At 27.2% G+C, this 19657-nt stretch carries 17 protein-coding genes and 1 riboswitch; of the genes, 5 read left to right on the top strand and 12 right to left on the bottom strand.

All coding sequences use genetic code 11. The features are described from left to right. Window positions 1-427: 427 nt before the first annotated feature. The 10 genes from X274_RS01650 to X274_RS12120 all read right to left on the bottom strand — a co-directional run bounded on the left by X274_RS01650 (window position 428) and on the right by X274_RS12120 (window position 11266). On the bottom strand, window positions 428-1129 hold the full coding sequence (locus X274_RS01650; protein ID WP_047265058.1) for a DUF3226 domain-containing protein: 702 nt from the start codon (window positions 1127-1129) through the stop codon (window positions 428-430). Continuing rightward, a complete protein-coding gene (locus X274_RS01645; protein ID WP_047265057.1) occupies window positions 1129-2241 on the bottom strand; it encodes an AAA family ATPase in 1113 nt (370 codons plus the stop codon). The genes X274_RS01650 and X274_RS01645 overlap by 1 nt, the downstream gene beginning before the upstream one ends. Before the next feature lie 152 nt (window positions 2242-2393). Next, window positions 2394-2600, bottom strand: coding sequence for a type II toxin-antitoxin system antitoxin SocA domain-containing protein (locus X274_RS11395; RefSeq protein WP_052913120.1), 207 nt, complete (start codon window positions 2598-2600; stop codon window positions 2394-2396). An 11-nt stretch (window positions 2601-2611) separates the two neighbouring features. Next, a complete protein-coding gene (locus X274_RS11390) occupies window positions 2612-2875 on the bottom strand; it encodes a type II toxin-antitoxin system antitoxin SocA domain-containing protein (RefSeq protein ID WP_197073306.1) in 264 nt (87 codons plus the stop codon). A 344-nt stretch (window positions 2876-3219) separates the two neighbouring features. Further along, window positions 3220-4113: a tRNA dihydrouridine synthase gene (locus tag X274_RS01635; RefSeq protein ID WP_047265056.1), complete on the bottom strand. Its 894-nt coding sequence runs from the start codon at window positions 4111-4113 to the stop codon at window positions 3220-3222. Continuing rightward, entirely contained in the window at window positions 4107-5111 is a 1005-nt protein-coding gene (tsaD, locus tag X274_RS01630; protein ID WP_047265055.1) for a tRNA (adenosine(37)-N6)-threonylcarbamoyltransferase complex transferase subunit TsaD, read from the bottom strand. Before tsaD ends, X274_RS01635 begins: the two co-directional genes overlap by 7 nt. Continuing rightward, window positions 5111-6346 (bottom strand): ATP-dependent Clp protease ATP-binding subunit ClpX, encoded by a 1236-nt coding sequence (clpX, locus tag X274_RS01625; RefSeq protein ID WP_047265054.1) that lies wholly within the window; start codon window positions 6344-6346, stop codon window positions 5111-5113. The genes tsaD and clpX overlap by 1 nt, the downstream gene beginning before the upstream one ends. Before the next feature lie 163 nt (window positions 6347-6509). Beyond that, window positions 6510-7649, bottom strand: a complete 1140-nt coding sequence (dxr, locus tag X274_RS01620) for a 1-deoxy-D-xylulose-5-phosphate reductoisomerase (RefSeq protein WP_052913118.1) — start codon at window positions 7647-7649, stop codon at window positions 6510-6512. Window positions 7650-7852: 203 nt separating this feature from the next. Then, the gene (locus tag X274_RS01615; protein ID WP_047265052.1) at window positions 7853-9193 is read right to left on the bottom strand and encodes an NCS2 family permease; all 1341 of its coding nucleotides are present in this window, start codon (window positions 9191-9193) and stop codon (window positions 7853-7855) included. Between the two features lie 238 nt (window positions 9194-9431). After that, window positions 9432-9533, bottom strand: a riboswitch (purine riboswitch). A gap of 56 nt (window positions 9534-9589) precedes the next feature. Then, window positions 9590-11266 (bottom strand): HD-GYP domain-containing protein, encoded by a 1677-nt coding sequence (locus X274_RS12120; protein WP_197073305.1) that lies wholly within the window; start codon window positions 11264-11266, stop codon window positions 9590-9592. Between the two features lie 393 nt (window positions 11267-11659). Here X274_RS12120 and X274_RS01605 point away from each other — a divergent pair, with 393 nt between their 5' ends. Beyond that, window positions 11660-13321 carry a formate--tetrahydrofolate ligase gene (locus X274_RS01605; protein ID WP_047265051.1) on the top strand — a complete coding sequence of 554 codons (1662 nt, stop codon included), beginning with the start codon at window positions 11660-11662 and terminating at the stop codon, window positions 13319-13321. Window positions 13322-13331: 10 nt separating this feature from the next. Next, window positions 13332-14123: a bifunctional 5,10-methylenetetrahydrofolate dehydrogenase/5,10-methenyltetrahydrofolate cyclohydrolase gene (locus X274_RS01600; RefSeq protein WP_047265050.1), complete on the top strand. Its 792-nt coding sequence runs from the start codon at window positions 13332-13334 to the stop codon at window positions 14121-14123. Here the strand turns inward: X274_RS01600 and X274_RS01595 are convergent. Together X274_RS01595 and X274_RS01590 are read right to left on the bottom strand one after the other, a co-directional pair. Continuing rightward, a complete protein-coding gene (locus tag X274_RS01595) occupies window positions 14118-14654 on the bottom strand; it encodes a chromate transporter (protein ID WP_197073304.1) in 537 nt (178 codons plus the stop codon). The genes X274_RS01600 and X274_RS01595 overlap by 6 nt on opposite strands. Next, window positions 14641-15171, bottom strand: coding sequence for a chromate transporter (locus X274_RS01590; protein ID WP_047265049.1), 531 nt, complete (start codon window positions 15169-15171; stop codon window positions 14641-14643). The genes X274_RS01595 and X274_RS01590 overlap by 14 nt, the downstream gene beginning before the upstream one ends. 141 nt (window positions 15172-15312) lie before the next feature. Between X274_RS01590 and deoD the strand changes: the two genes are divergently transcribed. From deoD to X274_RS01575, 3 genes are read left to right on the top strand one after another with little or no spacing between them, the layout of a single operon-like run. Then, the gene (deoD, locus tag X274_RS01585) at window positions 15313-16020 is read left to right on the top strand and encodes a purine-nucleoside phosphorylase (protein ID WP_442914798.1); all 708 of its coding nucleotides are present in this window, start codon (window positions 15313-15315) and stop codon (window positions 16018-16020) included. Between the two features lie 50 nt (window positions 16021-16070). Then, window positions 16071-17810 carry a sensor domain-containing diguanylate cyclase gene (locus tag X274_RS01580; RefSeq protein ID WP_047265047.1) on the top strand — a complete coding sequence of 580 codons (1740 nt, stop codon included), beginning with the start codon at window positions 16071-16073 and terminating at the stop codon, window positions 17808-17810. A 43-nt stretch (window positions 17811-17853) separates the two neighbouring features. Beyond that, window positions 17854-19653 carry an ABC-F family ATP-binding cassette domain-containing protein gene (locus X274_RS01575; RefSeq protein WP_047265046.1) on the top strand — a complete coding sequence of 600 codons (1800 nt, stop codon included), beginning with the start codon at window positions 17854-17856 and terminating at the stop codon, window positions 19651-19653. Window positions 19654-19657: the final 4 nt, after the last annotated feature.

Here is a 19657-nt window from a genome sequence, read left to right as displayed (position 1 = left end):
TATTTCACTTTTCATATTTATTTTCTACTTTTTTGTCCCCTTTTCTTTCCTCTGGTTTATTTTTTACTTTGTTTTCTGGATTGCCTCTCTCTAAATTGAATTCGCTCACTGATTTATAGTTATTTTATATTTTTGATGGACTTTCAAAATTTATTTTTATAAACCTTATGTTTCTTCTAAAATATATTCAAAATCCTCTATTACATTTGAATATATTATCAACTATCCTTCAGCCAGCCCGGCTTCACCCCCTGGGCAATGCAGATATCTTTACTTTGATTTATTTTATCCATCTCATTTTTTTATGGTGATATAATAATTTTTTATAAAATAATTTCATCATGATCGGTATTAATATATTTCTCATCCATATGTGTAATTTTACTTAATTGAGTGGCAGAAAGCAAACCGTATTTTTTCAATCTTTTTATTTAAATATTTTCGAATATACTCTATTAAACTTATCAAGTTCTTCCCAATTTATCTGTTTCATTTTTTCAGTCAATTTGTCAAGGCTCCATTCTGGAGACAAAATCGACAAAACACATCCAAGTTTCGCTTTATCTTTAAGTCTTTCATTATTACGAAATTCTTTATTTTTTTTACTTATATTATCTACACAAACTTCTACTTCATCAACAATATAATCATATTTATCTTTCAAAGAATTTATCACAAATCTTTCCATTGCTCCATTCGATTCAGGTGGAATGACAAGAAGAAAAAAATCTACATCTACTTCATCAAACATTTGATTAGAAATACTCATTTTTTCCCATGTATTAATATTGCTAATCTTGTTATTAAACATATTTAGCAAATCTCTTTCCGAATCCTCATCTCTATCAATCATAATAACTATTTTATTAATTAACTTTTGTTTATCTCTAACCTGAGATATATATTCTTTTACTTTTTCAAAAAAACCAAAAATTCTTGTTTTTCCACCCACAGAAACTATTGTAATATTATTTTCTTGATTCGACAAATTAATCTGAAATTGATTTTTCTCTAATTGGATTGTAAAAAACTCAGACCTTTTTTGATATTTATAATTTTCTTTCTTTTCTAAATAAAAACCTATAAGATGTTTATCTGTATTTCCCTCACAAATTATAAGTATATTCATCATCTCAACTCCAGATGAAATTCTTTAATATTTCTAAGTGCCTCAACTCCATTTAATTTTAATATTTTCAACTTACCTTCATATTCCTTTAGAGTAAAAACTCTTATATTATTCTTTAATATTTCTTCTTTATCTTTTAATGAAGATAAAAATACTTCTATAAATTCCTGATTGTGCGATGTTATGAACAATTGATTTTTATATTCCATACAATAATCATTAAGCGTTTTTGCTAAAATTGGTATAGATTCCGGATGAAACATCGAATCAATTTCTTCTATTAAATGTATGGAATTTTGATACATAACCATATTTCCTAATAAATAATATAATCTTCTAAAGCCATCTCCAAACAAAGAAAGTGGAATCTTTTCATTTCCTATATCTACATAAATTTTAGATGTCCCATCAGGTAAAGGAATATTGTCAATATTTTTAATAGATGGAAAAATTTCTTTCATCTTATTAACAAATTCAAAAAGTTTATTAAATCTTTTAAGGACACCATATATTTTCACTTCACTAAGAGGTTCTCTATGATTTAAAATATCATGATATACTGCAGATTTTAAAATTTCAGCGTTTTCATATTGAGGTGGAAGAACAATATTAAAGCTCTTTTTAATATTTCCATTCTCATTAACTAAATCAATTGTCATCTTACCAAAAAAGGATTTGTTCAATACATTTTCATCTACTTTCAAATTTTTCTCCTCAAATTGTTCCCCAAAAAAAGGTGAAAGTAATGTAGAATGTTTGAACTCAAAAAAAGTTTTATTTTCCATTTTATTATTATAAGTTGAAAATATTTCAAACCTTAAAGTATTATTTTTTTTAAACATTTCAAAATAGTTATAAAAAAGGCTTAATATATTTTCTCCGAAATCATAAGTTCCTGAAAAATTCCCACTCTGCCGTTTGGGAAAAATGACATTAAAGAAAGCTCCAAGATTTAGCCCTGCTGAATGTGCAAATATTGCTTCAAGCATAGAAGTCTTTCCTGAATTATTACTTCCAAATATTATATTAATATCTGCTAAATCATCAATAATTAATTTTTCAATTCCTCTATAATTTCTAATTTCAATCTTCTTAAATTTTTGATCTTTCAAATTACTCATCCCCTTTTACGAAACATATGCTTTGTTTTAATTATAGCATAAACAGAAAAAAATTTAATCACCATTTGATTTTTTTCATTCGTGTGAAGAAATGAAATTTTCCTATTTTTTGCCTATTTTTTTGGGGTCAAGACGATAATTTTTTACAAAATAATTTCATCATGATAGGTGTTAATATATTTCTCGTCCGTATGTGTAATTTCACTTAATTGAGTGGCAGAAAGTGAACCGTATTCTTTTACAATCTTTTCTACAAATTTCCTTTCTTCATCTGTTGAATATTTTATCGTAGTTTCGTCTTTTAACCTAATTTTATAAGTTTCTTTTAGAAAATCCGGTGAAAATTCCACATCTATAATTATTAAATTCTTTTTTTAAGATATTCCAAAAAAATACCTTCATCATTTTTTCCGCCTTTTGGAATTGGACCATAGTAATAATGTATAAAACTTAAATTGGCAATTTGATTTCCTCGTTCGTTTTTCGCATGTTTCTCTACAAACCATAACAATTTAAAAAAGGAAGTTTTATATAAAAAGGTATAATTAAAAAATTTCTTTACTGCTTCAAAAATTGTAGCAACAACACCTTCTAACTTTTCAACGTTTAATTTAGAGTGTTTCATCATTAATATTTCTTCTAGTTGGTGACACTTTTGTTTTTAATAAAAAGTTAACAATTGATGTTTTAAGCTATATTTCAGCATTATCTCTCTTTATGAAAAAAATAACTGTCAAACTTAGGAAAATATCTTTTTTCTTTTTTGTTTTAAAAAGAGTTTTATTTTCTCCATGGTGAAATTATATCATATTTACCTTTCATCAAAAAAATGCCGGAATTATCCGGCAATTTACTAAAAAATATATATTCTATTTTGTAAATGTATTTACGCAAATGATACTTTTGCATTTTTATTATACTTTAAAAATTCATTAAATAATAATATTAAACTGTTATCTTAAAACTTTCTCAAAAAATATACATATCAATTACCCTTTTTAAATCGCAATATGTGTTTATATGCGGTACTTGTTTCCGTATTTCACGAGCATTTTTCATTCCTTTTGTATAACCAATAAAAATTTTTTTAAATTTTCTTATTGCTTTTTTTTCACCATATTCATCAATCATTATTGAAATATGTTTTAATACAATATCTTTTAATTCTTCTATGTCCGGTTTTTGGTTTGAAAATATCCAGGGATTTCCTATACTTCCTCTCGCAATTATAACAAAATCTACTCCAAATTTTTCCATTAATATTTTAACATCCTCATAAGTGTATATATCTCCGCTGGCACCAAGAGGAATTTCACATACTCGTTTTAAATCTTTAAATCTTTTCCAATTTGCTTTTCCAGAATATAATTGTTTTTGTGTTCTAGCATGAACAATGACATAATCTGCTTTATTTTTCTGTACAACTTCTATAATTTTTTCAGCTATATCCTCATCAAACCCTAATCTGATTTTAATTCCAACAGGAATATTCACACTTTCCTTTAATTTTTTTATTATCTCACCTAATTTATCTAAATCTTTTAAAAGCGCTGACCCAGCACCCTTTTTTACCACTTTTTTCACAGGACATCCAGCATTGATGTCTATCCAATTTCCATAATGTTGGACCATTTGTCCCGCTTTGACAAAGCTTTCAATATTAGAGCCGAATAACTGTATACCAATATTTTTTTCATTTTTTTTCGGTAACATTTGAAAACTTTCCTGTTTGTTTCTGATAAGAGCTTCTACACTAATCATCTCAGTAAATGTAAATTCCGCACCATATTTTCTACAAATTTCCCTATATGCAAAATCTGTATAATCCGCCATAGGGGCCAGGCCAACTTTTCCAATTAACATATATCTTTCAACCCCAAATTCGGAATTGCATCTAAATTTAAATCTGCAAATTTATTTCTTATATATTTTTCATATCCAGCTCTTGCTATCATTAATGCATTGTCCGTACACAAATTTAATGGAGGAAAGTATATATTCAATTTTTTATTTTTTTCTTTTTCTGTTTTTATTTTTTCTCTTAAATAACTATTCGCGGCAACTCCACCAGCAATTATAATATCATTTATTTTAAACTCTTTTGAAGCTTTAATTGTTTTATGTATAAGCGTATCAATTAATGATTTTTGAAAAGATGCTGCAACATCCTCTATTTTAAAATTTTTATTTTGTTTTATAAAATATAATAACGATGTCTTCAATCCGCTAAATGAAAAATCATAACCTTTATTATACAATGGTTTTGGAAAATCATATACAGGCTTTCCGTTTTTAGCGAGTTCATCAATTTTTGGGCCACCTGGATAGCCAAGCTTCAACATTCGAGCTACCTTATCAAAAGCTTCACCAGCTGCATCATCTATAGTTTGTCCTATAATTTCAAAATGCAAATAATCTTTTGCTAATAATATCATTGTATGACCACCTGATACCAGAAGAATTAAAAAAGGCGGCTTTAATTCTGGAAAAGCTATAAAATTTGCATAAATATGCCCATATAAATGATTAACGCCTATTAATGGTTTATTTAAATTTAAAGCAAGCCCCTTTGCAAAATTTAAACCTATAAGCAAAGCCCCGACTAATCCGGGGCCATATGTAACAGCTACTGCAGATATTTTATCAGGCTCTATTTCTGCTTCTTCAAATGCTTTTTTAGTTAACTGATTTAAATAATTTAAATGTTTTCGTGAAGCAATTTCTGGAACAACTCCTCCAAAAATTTTATGTATATCAATTTGAGATACAACAAGATTTGATAAAACTTTATTTTTTCCTTTTAATATTGCTACTGCCGTTTCATCGCATGATGTTTCTATTGAAAAAATTATAGGTTCCATTATGCACTCTCCCGCTCTATTATTACAGGATCTTTTTCTTTTTTTACTACCTTTTCATCAATAATAATTTTTTCTACAATACCTTTTTTACTTGGCGCTTCAAACATAATATCCAGCATAACATCTTCAAACACACTTTTAAGTGCTCTTGCACCTGTTCCCTTTTTTAAAGCTAACTTAGCTAATTCCAATAATGCATCATCTGTAAATTCCAATTCAATTCCATCTAATTCAAGCATTTTTTTATATTGTTTTAAAATTGCATTTTTAGGCTCTTTGATAATTTTTACCAGATCTTCTGCACTTAAATCCCCTAATGTTGTCACAACTGGAAATCTTCCAACAAATTCCGGTATCAATCCATAATGCACAAGATCATCCTGAGTAACGTTTTTCAATATTTCTCCCAATTTCATATCTTTTTTTCCTTTTATATCTGTACCAAACCCCATTGTTGTTGTTAAAATTCTTTGTTTTATTATTTCATCAAGACCATCAAATGCTCCACCAGCTATAAATAATATATTTGACGTATCAACCTTAATAAATTCTTGATACGGGTGTTTCCTTCCACCTTGAGGCGGGACATTTGCAATCGTTCCTTCAACTATCTTTAACAAGGCTTGTTGAACTCCTTCACCTGAAACATCTCTTGTTATCGATGGATTGGGTGATTTCCTTGTTATCTTGTCTATTTCATCTATATATATAATTCCCATCTGAGCTTTTTTAGGATCAAAATTAGCTGATTGCAATAATCTCAATATAATATTTTCAACATCCTCACCAACATATCCAGCTTCTGTTAAAGGTGTCGCATCAGCAATGGCAAAAGGTACTCCCAATATCTTTGCTAAAACCCTTGCCATGAGAGTTTTACCTGTACCTGTTGGACCTATCATCAATACATTTGATTTTTCTATTTCAACATCATCGTGTGTATTGCCATAAAATACTCTTTTATAATGATTATAAACAGCTACAGCCAGAGTTTTTTTAGCCTGCTCCTGCCCTATTACATATTTATCCAATTCTTCTTTAATTTCCGCTGGTGTGGGTAATTTTTTATCTTTTTTTACAGTTTCTTTTTTGCTATTTTCTTTCACATAATCTTCTTCTATTAAATCAGAAAATAATTCTATACATTCATTACATATATATACTCCTGGTCCAGCTATTAATGTTTCAACCTTACTGGCAGGTCTTCCGCAAAATGAGCAATGCTTTTCTTTCATGTCAATTCCTCCTATGAAAATTTGTTTTCAGTCTATTTTAACACCTTGATATGGAGTTTTCAAGACAAATATTTAATATTTAGTTAAATATACATTTAAAAAAAGTCGCGAAACCACGACTTTAAATTCTAATATTAAATTTCCAACGTTTTAATAGATACTGTTATCTTTCCAGAATTTCTTTATAATTCATTTTTGTTATTTTTTTTATTTCTTTATCCAAGTCAATTATATCAGAAAATTCGGATATTTTTATATTTCTATTAATGAATTTATCTATTGTTTGGTATATTAATTTATAAATATCAGTATATTTTATTTTTTTCTCTAAAAAAAGTTTTACAGCAATTTCATCAGCAGCATTATAAACAATTTGTAGTTTTTGATTTCCTAAAATATCAAAAGCCATTTTTAAAGCTGGATATCTATTATAATCAACTTCTTCAAATTTTATAGGTGCCAATGTTAAATCGGGAAATTTATATTCATAGATTCTTCTGGGATAGGTAATAGAATACGCAATAGGAATTTTCATATCTGGAATACCATAATGAAATTTCATAACACCATCAGGATATCCCACAATAGCATGAATATGGCTATTTCTATTTATTAATACATCTATATTTTCTTTTTTTAAATTAAATAAATAATATGCTTCTATTACTTCTAACCCTTTATTTACCATAGTAGCAGAATCTATAGTTATTCTTTTTCCCATCGACCATACTGGATGATTTAAAACATCTTTTACTGTAACTTCATCCAATTTATTAAGCGGCCAATCTCTTAACGCTCCGCCAGATGCTGTAATTATTATTTTTGAAGGATATGTGTCTCCATTTTTCAATTGAAATAATGCACTATGTTCGCTATCAACTGGTATAATTTCAGTACTGTGTTCTCTTGCATAATTTAAAAGCATATTTCCACCACACACTATTGATTCTTTGTTTGCAAGTCCAATTCTTTTAGCTACTTCAATTGATTTTATTGTATATTTAATTCCAGCAGCACCACCAGTAGCGACCAGAACAAAATCTGGTTTTGATTTTTCAAGCATTTTTATTGTTGAATCTTTACCTGAAAAAATTATAGTTTTATCAAAAGATTCCATGTTAGCATTTTCAATAGCCGCATATTCAGGCTTCCATTTTTTTATTATTTCTATTAATTTTTCTTTATTTTTACCTGCACTTACACCAACCAGTTTAAAATCAAAGTTCTTTTTTTTAAGAAAATCTAAAACTTCCAGTGTTTGAGTTCCAATAGAGCCGGTAACACCAGTTATAGCTATTCTCACAAATTCCACTCCTTTTTTCTATTTTAAATTACATATAGAATATCTATTACATACTGTTCTTATCTAATATTATACAATATTTTATATAAAATAAAGTTTAATATTTATATTTAAATAAAAGATTTCTATCTAATATCAAAATTTTTGATCATATTATAACATACATTATAAAAAAACAGCCTGCATTTATGCAGGCTGTTTTTTTAGTGCTGTAAGAATATTAAGTAATAAACAAAAGCTATAGCTAAAATCCAATTTAACCAATGAATATCTTTTCCTTTACCAGAAAATAGTTTTACTAATGGATATACAACCAAACCAAGCGCAATACCATTTGCTATAGAATATGTTAAAGGCATCATGATAATTGTAATAAATGCAGGCACTGCTTCTGTTGTATCTTCCCATTTTATTTTTGTTAAATTTTTAAGCATTAATGATCCAACAAAAATTAAGGCGGGAGCTGTTGCGGCGGCAGGTATTGTTAATCCCAATGGAGAGAAGAATAACATTAATAACATTAATACCGCTACGGTAACAGAAGTTAAACCGGTTCTTCCACCCTGTGCAATACCTGTTTCACTTTCGATATATGTAGTAACTGTAGAAGTTCCAAACAAAGCACCAACCGAGGTTCCTATTGCATCTGCCATATATGCTTTATTTGATCTTGGAAAATCTTCACCATTTTTAACAAAACCAGCACTTTGCGCTAATCCTGTTAATGTTCCAAGTGTATCAAAAAAATCCACAAAGAAAAAGGTTAAAACTACTACCCAAAAAGATCCTGTTAAAAGGTCTCCCCAGGATAATTGCAATTTCATAAATGTTGGAGCAATACTCGGAATTTTACCAACAATCCCCTGATAATGAGTAACACCAAACACAGGAAATGCTCCGATTATAGTAGAAATTATAATACCCAATAAAATAGAGCCCGGAACTTTAAGAGCAAATAAAACAGCTGTAATTATTAAACCTATAATTGCAACCATTGCACTCGAATCGGTCAGATCACCTAAACCTACAAAAGTTGCAGGGTTTGAAACGATAATATTTGCACTTTTTAACCCTATAAATGCTATAAATAAACCTATACCTGCACTTGTAGCAAACTTAACATTTTGAGGTATGGCTTTTACCACAAAACTTCGTGCCCCTGATGCTGTTAAAAGAATAAATATTATACCTTCTACAAAAATAGCACCCAAAGCTACTTGCCATGGAATTCCCATTTTTAATACGACAGTATATGTAAAATAAGCATTCAATCCCATACCTGGTGCTAATGCAAATGGATAATTAGCATATAATCCCATTACCAATGTTGCTGTTGCAGCACCAAATATTGTTGCAACCATTATAGCACCAAAAAACTGACTATAAACAGTTGAACCAACCTCTGCTCCTGGAGCCATAGCTGTTACTAAAATATTAGGATTGACAAATAAAATGTACGCCATACTTAAAAAAATTGTCAACCCTGCCAGGATTTCCGTTGTTACTGTTGTTCCGTTTTCTTTTAATTTAAAAAACTTTTCCACCCCATAACACCTCCTGAGTTATAAAAATATCAAAAAACCTTAACATTATTGTATAGAATATGAGTTACCTTATTTTTTCTATTAGTTTAAAATGATGTTAATTTTAATTTCAAAGTTACAAAAATAACTTCACATAATCTATAATTTTTTATAGAAAAAATCTATATACAATTAATTAAAATATAAATAGGCACCTTAAAACACAAAAAACCTCTCTGGAAGAGAGGTGCAACAAAAAACCCTACAACCCTCTCCCTATAGTCAAACAGTTTACGGCTGTTTGGTAGATACTCCCGAGCCATATTCTCAGGATTATATAGGAAGAAAAAAAAATATTATCAACTTTTTCATATTACTAAAGTACCATTAATCCCAACTATTAAAAATATATTTTCATTAATCAACTTTATCAAACTTTTCAACCTTAATTATTTCTTTTCTCTTATATTCAGTATATATTTTATCAAATTCCTTGTGATATTTTTTAAAAATATTTAATATCTTCGGATCAAAAATATCTGGTTTTGTTTTAAAATCCCCATTGGTAATTATATTATATGTTTCCTTATGCGTATATTCATCTTTATATGGTCTTTCACTACGCAAAGCATCATATACATCGGCAAGGGCTACAATTCTTGCTTCAATTGGAATTTCTTCACCCTTCAAACCAAAAGGATATCCAGTTCCATTATAATTTTCATGATGATACATTGCTATATTTTTTGCCATTTTGAAACGTTCATCTTTTCCAAAAATTTTATCAGCAAATATTGTATGTTTTTTCATTTCTTCATATTCATCCCTTGTTAAACCACCTGGCTTATTTAAGATTTCATGTTTGATCATAAGTTTTCCTATATCGTGAAGTGGAGCATAAGATTCTATATCATCCACGAATTTAGAATCAAATCCCATTTTTTCAGCAATTAATCGCGAATATTTTGCCACTCTTTCAATATGATTTCCTGTGATTTCATCGTATTCTTCAGCAATTGATGATAAGTGTGAAGAGAATTTTCTATATGATTCTTCGAGATCATTATATGCTTTTTCTAATTGCATATATAAATCTTCTAATTCTTTATTTGTAGCTTCTAACTCTTCAGTTGATGCACTGATTTCATCAAATAATTCAAGCATTTCTTTTATGGATAAAAATTCTACTTCTTTCAATTCATTTAATTCTTCGAAATAAAAGTTTTCATCCCTTATAGGTTCTAAAATCTCTTCAAAATCACTCACAGAAATATTTAAAAAACTCTGTCTATCTAATATTCTTAATTCTTTTAAAAAGCTTTCCATACTTTTTATTATTTTAGAAAATTCTAGTTCAAATCTATGGATAAATTTAGTACTTTTCCCCCTTGAAACTAAATTCCATATTATTATTAAAAATACAAATAAAGAAATCACCAAATTGTATAATAATTGAAGTGTAATATCCAATGAAGTTGTTAATTTAAGATCATTCCAATTTGTTGTGTTGTTTATAAAAATTCTATTATTTATCATTGAAAATTTTTTTATTTCCTTTACTGGAATTTTTGAATATATAATTCTCCCACTTTTATCTTGAATTGTTAAAAAATAATTTGAATCTATTTCAAATCTTAATTCATCCAACTCTCCAATCAAATAACTATTACTGAATTTACCACCTATATATATATGAGATTTTTCATCAAAAAACTTATTTCTAAAAATAAAAATACCTGAATTTTTTTTTATTAGTTCAGAATAAAATTCTGTATTTGATATATTTTTTTCATCCAATTGGTTTTCTGGTAAAGTTTTTCTAATTTTTCCACTTTTATCGATTATAAAAAAATTTGAAATTCCTATATCTTTTAACAACTTTTCATCGTTTATTATACTGATATATTTCAAATGATAATAATAGTGATTCATTATGTCATTAAAATTATTTAAATTAATTACAGATACTGACTTTAAAGTTGAATTAATATTTAAAAACATTAAAATCCATAATACAATTATAATTAGCAAAAAAATTATATTTTGCCTTATCGAATTTTGAATGTATTTTTTTATTATTTCACTGTATCTCATATTAATACCTCACAATATTTTAATTATTAGTTTAACTAAAATTAATATATCAACCGATTAATTAATTACATAATATCCTGAGCCATTATATCACATTATCAATTAATTCTCAATAATAATTATAGTAACTATTCTGTAAAATTTAAAAGAAAGTAAGTCATTTATATCTTTCCATATCGATTTTATATATACCCATTTTTTTGATATAATATTAATAAAATTAACGTTGCATTTTCAATAAACAAAAACTATGTTCTGATATAATCTTGTAAGATATATCTCACCCATTCACACGCTTTGTATCGACTATTTTTTTTAAAACTTAAATAAAATTGCAATGAAAAAATCAAAAAATTTTTCATACGAATATTATATAAGAGAGGTGATTATTATATGTTAAATGATATTGAAATTGCTAAAAAAGCTTCACTAAAAAAAATAACAGATATTGCTATTGATCTTGGAATAAGTGAAGAATATATTCATCAATGTGGAAATCATATCGCTAAAATTTCACATAATTATTTGAAAAATATTGAAAGAAAAAAAGATGGAAGGTTAATTCTTGTTACTGCGATTAATCCAACACCAGCTGGCGAAGGAAAAACCACTACCAGTATAGGTCTTTCAATGGCTATTAATAAATTAGGGGAAAGGTCTATTGTAACATTAAGAGAACCTTCTCTTGGCCCAGTAATGGGGGTAAAAGGTGGTGCTGCTGGTGGAGGGTATTCTCAGGTATTGCCAATGGAAGATATAAATTTGCATTTTACAGGAGATATACATGCTATAACGACAGCTCATAATCTTGTATCTGCAGTATTGGATGCACATATAAAATTTGGAAACGATTTAAATATAGATGAAACAAGGATTTTCTGGAAAAGAGCTATTGATATGAACGATAGAGCTTTACGACAGATTGTAATTGCATTAGGCGGACACTCTAATGGGAAACCAAGAGAAGATGGGTTTGTTATAACAGCCGCTTCAGAAATAATGGCTGTTTTGTGTCTTGCTGATGATATTCCAGATTTAAAAAGAAGACTTCAAAATATAGTGGTTGCAAGGACAAAAAAAGGTGTTCCAGTTACAATTGGTGACTTAAAGATTGAAGGTGCACTTGCAACTGTATTAAAACATGCTATAAACCCAAATCTGGTTCAAACAATTGAAAACACACCAGCATTTATACACGGTGGTCCATTTGCCAACATTGCTCATGGAACAAACTCACTAATAGCTACAAAAATGGCTTTAAAATTATCTGACTACGTTGTTACAGAAAGCGGATTTGGTGCAGATCTCGGTGCGGAAAAATTTCTTGATTTTGTTTCTCCTACCGCTGGATTTAAACCGGATGCTATTGTTTTAGTTGCTACAATTAGGGCTTTAAAATATAATGGAGGATTAAAAGATTTTAATGAAAAAAATCTTGACGCATTAAGAAACGGAATTGTAAATTTGAAAGTACATATTGAGAATTTAAAAAAATTTGGTATACCTATAATTGTTGCTTTAAACAAATTTGACACCGATTCTGAAGAAGAAATAAAATTTGTCGTTAATTTTGTCGAGAATTTAAACATTCCAATTTCTATAAATGAAGCATACTACAAAGGGTCCGAGGGAGCCATTGATTTAGCCAAAAAAGTTATCGTTGAATCTAATAAAAAGAGTGAATTAAATACAATATATAACTGGCATGACCCTATAGAAGTCAAAATATTAAAATTAGCAAAAGAAATATATAGAGCTAAACATGTTGATTATGAAATGGCGGCAAGAAATAAAATTAAATTCCTTAAAAAACATGGTTATGATCATCTGCCTGTTATAGTTGCCAAAACACAATATTCAATATCTGATAATCCAAAAAAATTAGGAGCCCCTTCAAATTACAATTTTACAATTAGAGATTTTGAGTTATCCGCAGGTGCGGGTTTTATAGTAGCTTTAGCAGGTGAGATAATGAGAATGCCTGGTCTGCCAAAACATTCCAATGCTGAGAAAATCGATATAGATGCAAAAGGCAACATTTTCGGTTTATTTTGAGGTGACACTTATGATTATTAAAGTAGATAAATTAGCAAAAGAGATTAAAAATAATATTATATCAACAAAAGATAAAAATTTAAAATTGGTAAGCGTTGCTTTAGATCCAGATAGCGCAACGCTTGCATATTTACGTTCTCAAGAAAAATTATCAAGGAAATTAAATATTAATCACGAATTAAAAATAGTATCTTCAAAAGTAGAATTAATTAAGGCAATAGAAAATTTAAATAATGATGAGACAGTTAATGGCATATTTTTATCTCAACCTCTTCCTTTTGAACCTTATGAAGTCTTGCAATATATTGATCCTAAAAAGGATATTGAAGGTATTACCCCTTATAATTTAGGAAATTTAATATATGGAAAATCCTATTTTAAACCATGTACAGCCGATTCTGTTGTTAGGATATTAAATAATTTTACAAATCTTGATGGAAAAAATGTTACTATAATAGGCAGAAGTGTAATTGTCGGATTACCAGTTTCAATAATGCTTTCGAATAAGGAAAACAATGCTACGGTAACAATATGCCATAGTCATACAAAAGATTTAAAAAATATAACCTTAAATTCTGATATAATAGTTGTGGCTACGGGAATACCTGAATTTTTAAAAAAAGATATGGTAAGAGAAAACAGTATAATTATTGATGTTGGAATTAATGTCAAAAACGGTTATATTGTTGGCGATGTAGAACCTGATGTAAAAAACATAGCATATGTTACAGAAGTTCCTGGAGGAGTTGGTGAAATAACCTCTTTAATCCTTTTTGAAAATTTGACAAAAACTAAATTATAAACTATATGAAACATATGAAAAAATAACCATTCCAATTATAGCTGAACTTAGAATTATATATATTGGATCTATTTTTGTTTTTATAAATAATATTAAAGCATACAAAGCTATAATTGCACTGATAATATTTTTTTCTATTATTATTGGCTTTAATACGGATAAAAAAGTTACTGAAATTAATACAACAGTTCCTAATCTAAGTGATTTCATTAATGAATTTTTATTTAAATTAAATTTTTTCAAAAACATTTTAGCTATATAGTAATATATAATGGCCGGCATTACCAGAAATAAGGTATTTAAAAAAGCTCCGGGTAACCCATATTTTAGATATCCAATATATGTTGCAAGATTTACAGCAACTGGTCCCGGTGTCATCTGGGAAATAGAAATAGCATCCTGTAAAGCTTTTTCTGTTAATAATTTATTCTCAATTATTAATTGTTTTATAATACCAAGAGAAGCCCATCCTCCCCCAAACGAAATAAAACCTATTTCAAAAAAAAGAAAGACCATTTTAAACATTTTCATCATTCCTTTTTTCCAAAAAATAAAAAATTATAATGGTTGAAAAAAATGTTACAATAGTATATGAAGGATAAAAAAATATTATTGATATGGATAATATTATAATTATAATATCATATTTATTAAATTTTGTTGTTTTCACAAAATCATATAGAATCCCTGCAACCATACCTATCAATGATGCATATGCACCTTTAGTAAATCCAGAAACATAAATATTATCCGAATATCTTTTTAATATTAGAGCTACTAAAATTATGCTAAAAAACGGAGGTATTAATACACCCAAAGATGCTATAATTGCACCTATTATACCTTTTATTTTTTTTCCAATTAACCATGATGTTTTAAATGCAATAGGTCCTGGCATTGCTTGAGCTATAGATAGTATTTCCATAAATTCATTTTCTGTAATCATCTTTTTAGATGTGAGGTTTTTTGACATTACAGGAATCATTGCATATCCACCGCCAAGCGCCAATGCCGATATTCTAAAAAAAATAAAAAATAATCTAATCAAAGATAACACCTCTTTCTATTTAGAACTTATATTTTGTATTTTATCATAATTTTTTATTTTTGAATATTCTTCTTAATTAAAAAGATGTATAATATCTTGTTAAGATAGGTTGCAAAAAAATTCAAGGAGGCGATTTGCATGATACCTACACCACATATTGAAGTTGATAAAAAAGGCATTATTGCAGAAACAGTTATTATGCCAGGAGATCCATTAAGAGCTAAGTTTATCGCAGAAACATTTTTAGAAAATCCTGTTTTGTTTAACACCGTAAGGAATATGTTCGGATATACAGGAACATATAAAGGTAAAAAAATTAGTGTTATGGGAAGTGGCATGGGAATGCCAAGTATAGGCATTTATTCATATGAATTATTTAAATTCTATGATGTACAAAATATAATAAGAGTTGGATCTTGTGGTGCTTACACTGATGAAATTGATTTATACGATGTTATATTGGTCGAAGAAGCATATAGCGAATCAACTTTCGCAAAGGTTATGGGAGGTATAGATGATGAAATCTTAAAACCTTCCAATGAATTAAATAAAAAACTGGAAAATGCTGCAAATTCATTAAATATCAAAATTCATAAAGGAAGAATTCACAGTTCTGATGTTTTTTACAGAGTTAATTTTGAAGATTATAAAAAAATAAGAGACACTTATGGTTGTATAGCTGTTGAAATGGAATCATTTGCATTATTTGCAAATGCCATGGTTACTGGCAAAAATGCTGCATGTTTATTAACTGTTTCTGATTCATTAGTTACCAAAAAAGCTACTTCAAGTGAAGAAAGAATGAAGTCATTTACAAATATGATGAAAATTGCTCTTGAAATGGCATAAATGGGCATTTTATGCCCATTTTATTTATAGCAAAAAATCGGGGTGAATTTATGAAAAAAAATATTTATGAATATTTATTTAACTTTTCCAATAATGCTATATTTTATTGGGATGAAAGTTTAAAGTTAATAAAAGCAAATAAAAAAGCTGCAGAATTATTGGGGTATTCATCACTTGAAAAAATGCAGGGAATCCCATATTCTAAACATATAGATGACACAGAAAAAGAAATAATTCAGCGAATTAAAAAAGCAATAAAAAAAGGGGAATTATTTCATATTTTTGAAAGGAAATATAAAACAATAAATGGGGATATAAAATGGGTTGAGGTTTATATTTCTCCTATTTTAATTGGAGAAAATAAATATATAATTCAGGAAGTGGATTATGATATAACAGAAAGAAAAATTCTTGAAGAACAATTAGAATTTGAAAAGAAAAAATTTGAAAATTATTTTAATCTTGCACAAACTATAAATGTGGTTCTTGATAAAAATGGAAATATATATGATATTAATAATAAAGCATGTGAAATATTAAAAGTTAAAAAAAATAGAATAATAGGAAAAAATTGGTTTGATAATTTTATTCCTCAGGAATTACGAAATGAAGTAAGAAAAGTGTTTAATAAAATACTATCTGGAGAAATTGAACCCGTTGAATATTATGAAAATGAGATAATAAATAATGATGGGGAAAAAATTATTGTATCTTGGCATAATAATTATATTAGAAAAGGAAAAAACATAATTTTTATTTTTTCCTCCGGAATAGATGTAACAAAAGAAAAAAAATATATACAACATCTGGAATATGAAAATAATTTCTCAAATGAATTCTTAAAATTATCTAATGAAATAATCTCGTCCCAATGGAACGAACAACTATATCAAAAAATTATAGATAAACTTGTTGACATAGTTCCATCTGCAGAAACAGGAGCTATTATATTTAAAAATAAAAAACATTATGAGTATAAAGCTGTTAAAGGTTTTGATATTAACAAATTAAAACCTATAAAATTTAAAATTGAAAATAGTGAAAGATTTTTGTTAAAAAATCCATATGTTGTTTCTAATTGGAAAGAAGAATATTCGCAAAATATAAAATATAAAAATACACTAATAAAATATGGTAATTTAGAAAAAATAAAAGAAACTTTGATAATCCCCTTATTTATAAAAAATAATTTATATGGTTTTATAACGCTTGATTCGTATAAAAAAAGATTTGAAAACATTGATAAAAATTTTGCTAAAATTATTAAATCAAATTTAGAATTTTTATTATGGAAATTAGAAGTAGATGAACAACTTCGCAAATCTGCTGAATACGATTTTTTAACAAAAATATATAATAGACAGGCTTTTATTTCTAAGATAAAAGATATTATAGTTTTAGAAAAGAGATTAAAACAAAAAATAGCATTTATTTATATGGATATAAATAAGTTTAAGTCAATAAATGATACATATGGGCACAGAATAGGAGATGAAGTGTTAAAGTTTTTTGCTGAAAGGGTCTCTTCTGTATTAAGGGAAAGTGATATGTTTGCAAGAATAGGTGGAGATGAATTTATAATTGCTTTGTTTAATACCGATAAAAACGGAGCAAAAAAAGTAGTAAATAAAATAAAAAAAGCTCTTAAAACGCCATTTCAATTTGGAAATATCAAATTGAACATTTCTGTAAGCTTTGGATGTTCTATTTATCCGAATGATGCAATCAATATCGATAAATTAATCGATATTGCTGATAAATTAATGTACAAAGAGAAACACCAGCAATAGAATTAATTTTATCAATGTGCAAATAATGAATGAGGTGAGTTCAATGCTTTTTAAAATAGAAAATGTATCACATAATTTTGGCACTCAGGATATATTTTATGATATTAACCTTTCAGTCTACGAAAAAGATAGAATAGCTTTAATAGGTGCTAATGGTTCTGGAAAAACTACACTATTGAAAATAATAAATGGGGAAATCGAACCATTGGAGGGTAATATTTTAAAAACAAAAAATTTAAAATTAGGATACTTAAAACAATTTAGAGCTGATGAATTAAATTTAACCCTTTTTAATTATGTTTTAAAAGAAATTGAAAAAAATATAAAAGATGAAATGAAAAATAAAATTGTAAGATCTGTTTTAAAAGGTATGGGATTCGATGAAAATCATTGGGATAGAAAAATAAATTCTTTGAGTGGTGGTGAATTAACAAGATTAGCGCTTGGTAGAGTTTTAGCAGGAGATTACAATTTATTGATATTAGATGAACCTACAAATCATCTGGATATATACTCTATAAATTGGCTCATTAATTATTTAAAAGCTTATAAAGGAGCTATGATATTTGTATCGCATGACAGGAAATTCATAAAAGAATTAGCAAATAGATTCTGGGAAATTAACAATTTTAAATTATGGGATTTTAAAGGAAATTATAAACAATATTTAACTCTTAGAGAAAATATCCTCATTAATATAACAAATAGAAAGAAAAACCTTGAAAAAGAAATTAATAGATTAAACTCAATGATTGAAAGGTTTAGAAAATGGGGAACAGAAAAAATGATGAAACAGGCTAAATTTAGAGAAAAATTACGGGATAAACTTTTAAAAGAATTTGAAAAAATACAATCACTACAGGAAGAAAAAATTATTAAAATAAAAATACCAGAACCTAAAAAAACCGGTTATAAAGTTTTAGAAATTAAAAATCTTTCTTTTGGCTATAATGAAAATAATTTATTGTTAAAAAATATAAATTTCGAAATAAATGAAGGGGAAAAAATTACCATTTTGGGGAAAAATGGTAGCGGGAAATCAACATTATTAAAATTATTAACAGGTAAATTATCTCCTGTAAAAGGGAATATTAACTGGGGATATAATATAAAAATAGGATATTTAGATCAGGTTATATCCTCACTAAACAAATCACTTGATGTAATGGGGTTAATCTGGAAAGATGTTCCACAATGGCAGGATTATGAAGTAAGAAAATATATAGGAAGATTCGGTTTTTCAGGGGAAACTGTATTTAAAAGCGTTGAAACTCTTAGCGGTGGAGAGTTAACCAGATTAGCTCTTGCAAAATTAATATTACAAAAACCTAATGTTTTAATTTTGGATGAACCTACAAATCATCTGGACATTTTTACTATACAAACTCTTGAAGAAACGCTAAAAGAATTTAAAGGTGCTATAATTATGGTATCACATGATGAAAATTTAATAAAAAATTTATCTGATAGTTTTTATTTGATTAAAAATTCAGCATTATTAAAATATAAATCATTCGATGAAATATTACCAGAATTAATAAATGATTCATTTAAAATAAAAAAAGGAAATAGCTATAATATAGACTACAAAACAAATAAAAAAATAAAAAATAAAATAAAATCACTAAAAAGTGAAAAAAAGAGATTAGAAGAAAAATTTGAAAAAATAATTATAGATATTGAAAATATTGAAAATTTAATGTATTCTTATTCCCAAGATTATCAGAAACTGATAAAATTGGAAGAAGAAAAAAATAGTTTAGAGCAACAGCTTGAAAATATTACCAAAAAAGAAAATGAAATTATTCTTGAAATACAAAAACTGGAAAATATTGGAGGATGATTAT

Source organism: Marinitoga sp. 1155, from assembly GCF_001021175.1.
Classification (GTDB): Bacteria; Thermotogota; Thermotogae; order Petrotogales; family Petrotogaceae; genus Marinitoga.
Note: the sequence above shows the minus strand (reverse complement) of the source record. Positions and strands in the feature narration are given on the sequence as shown.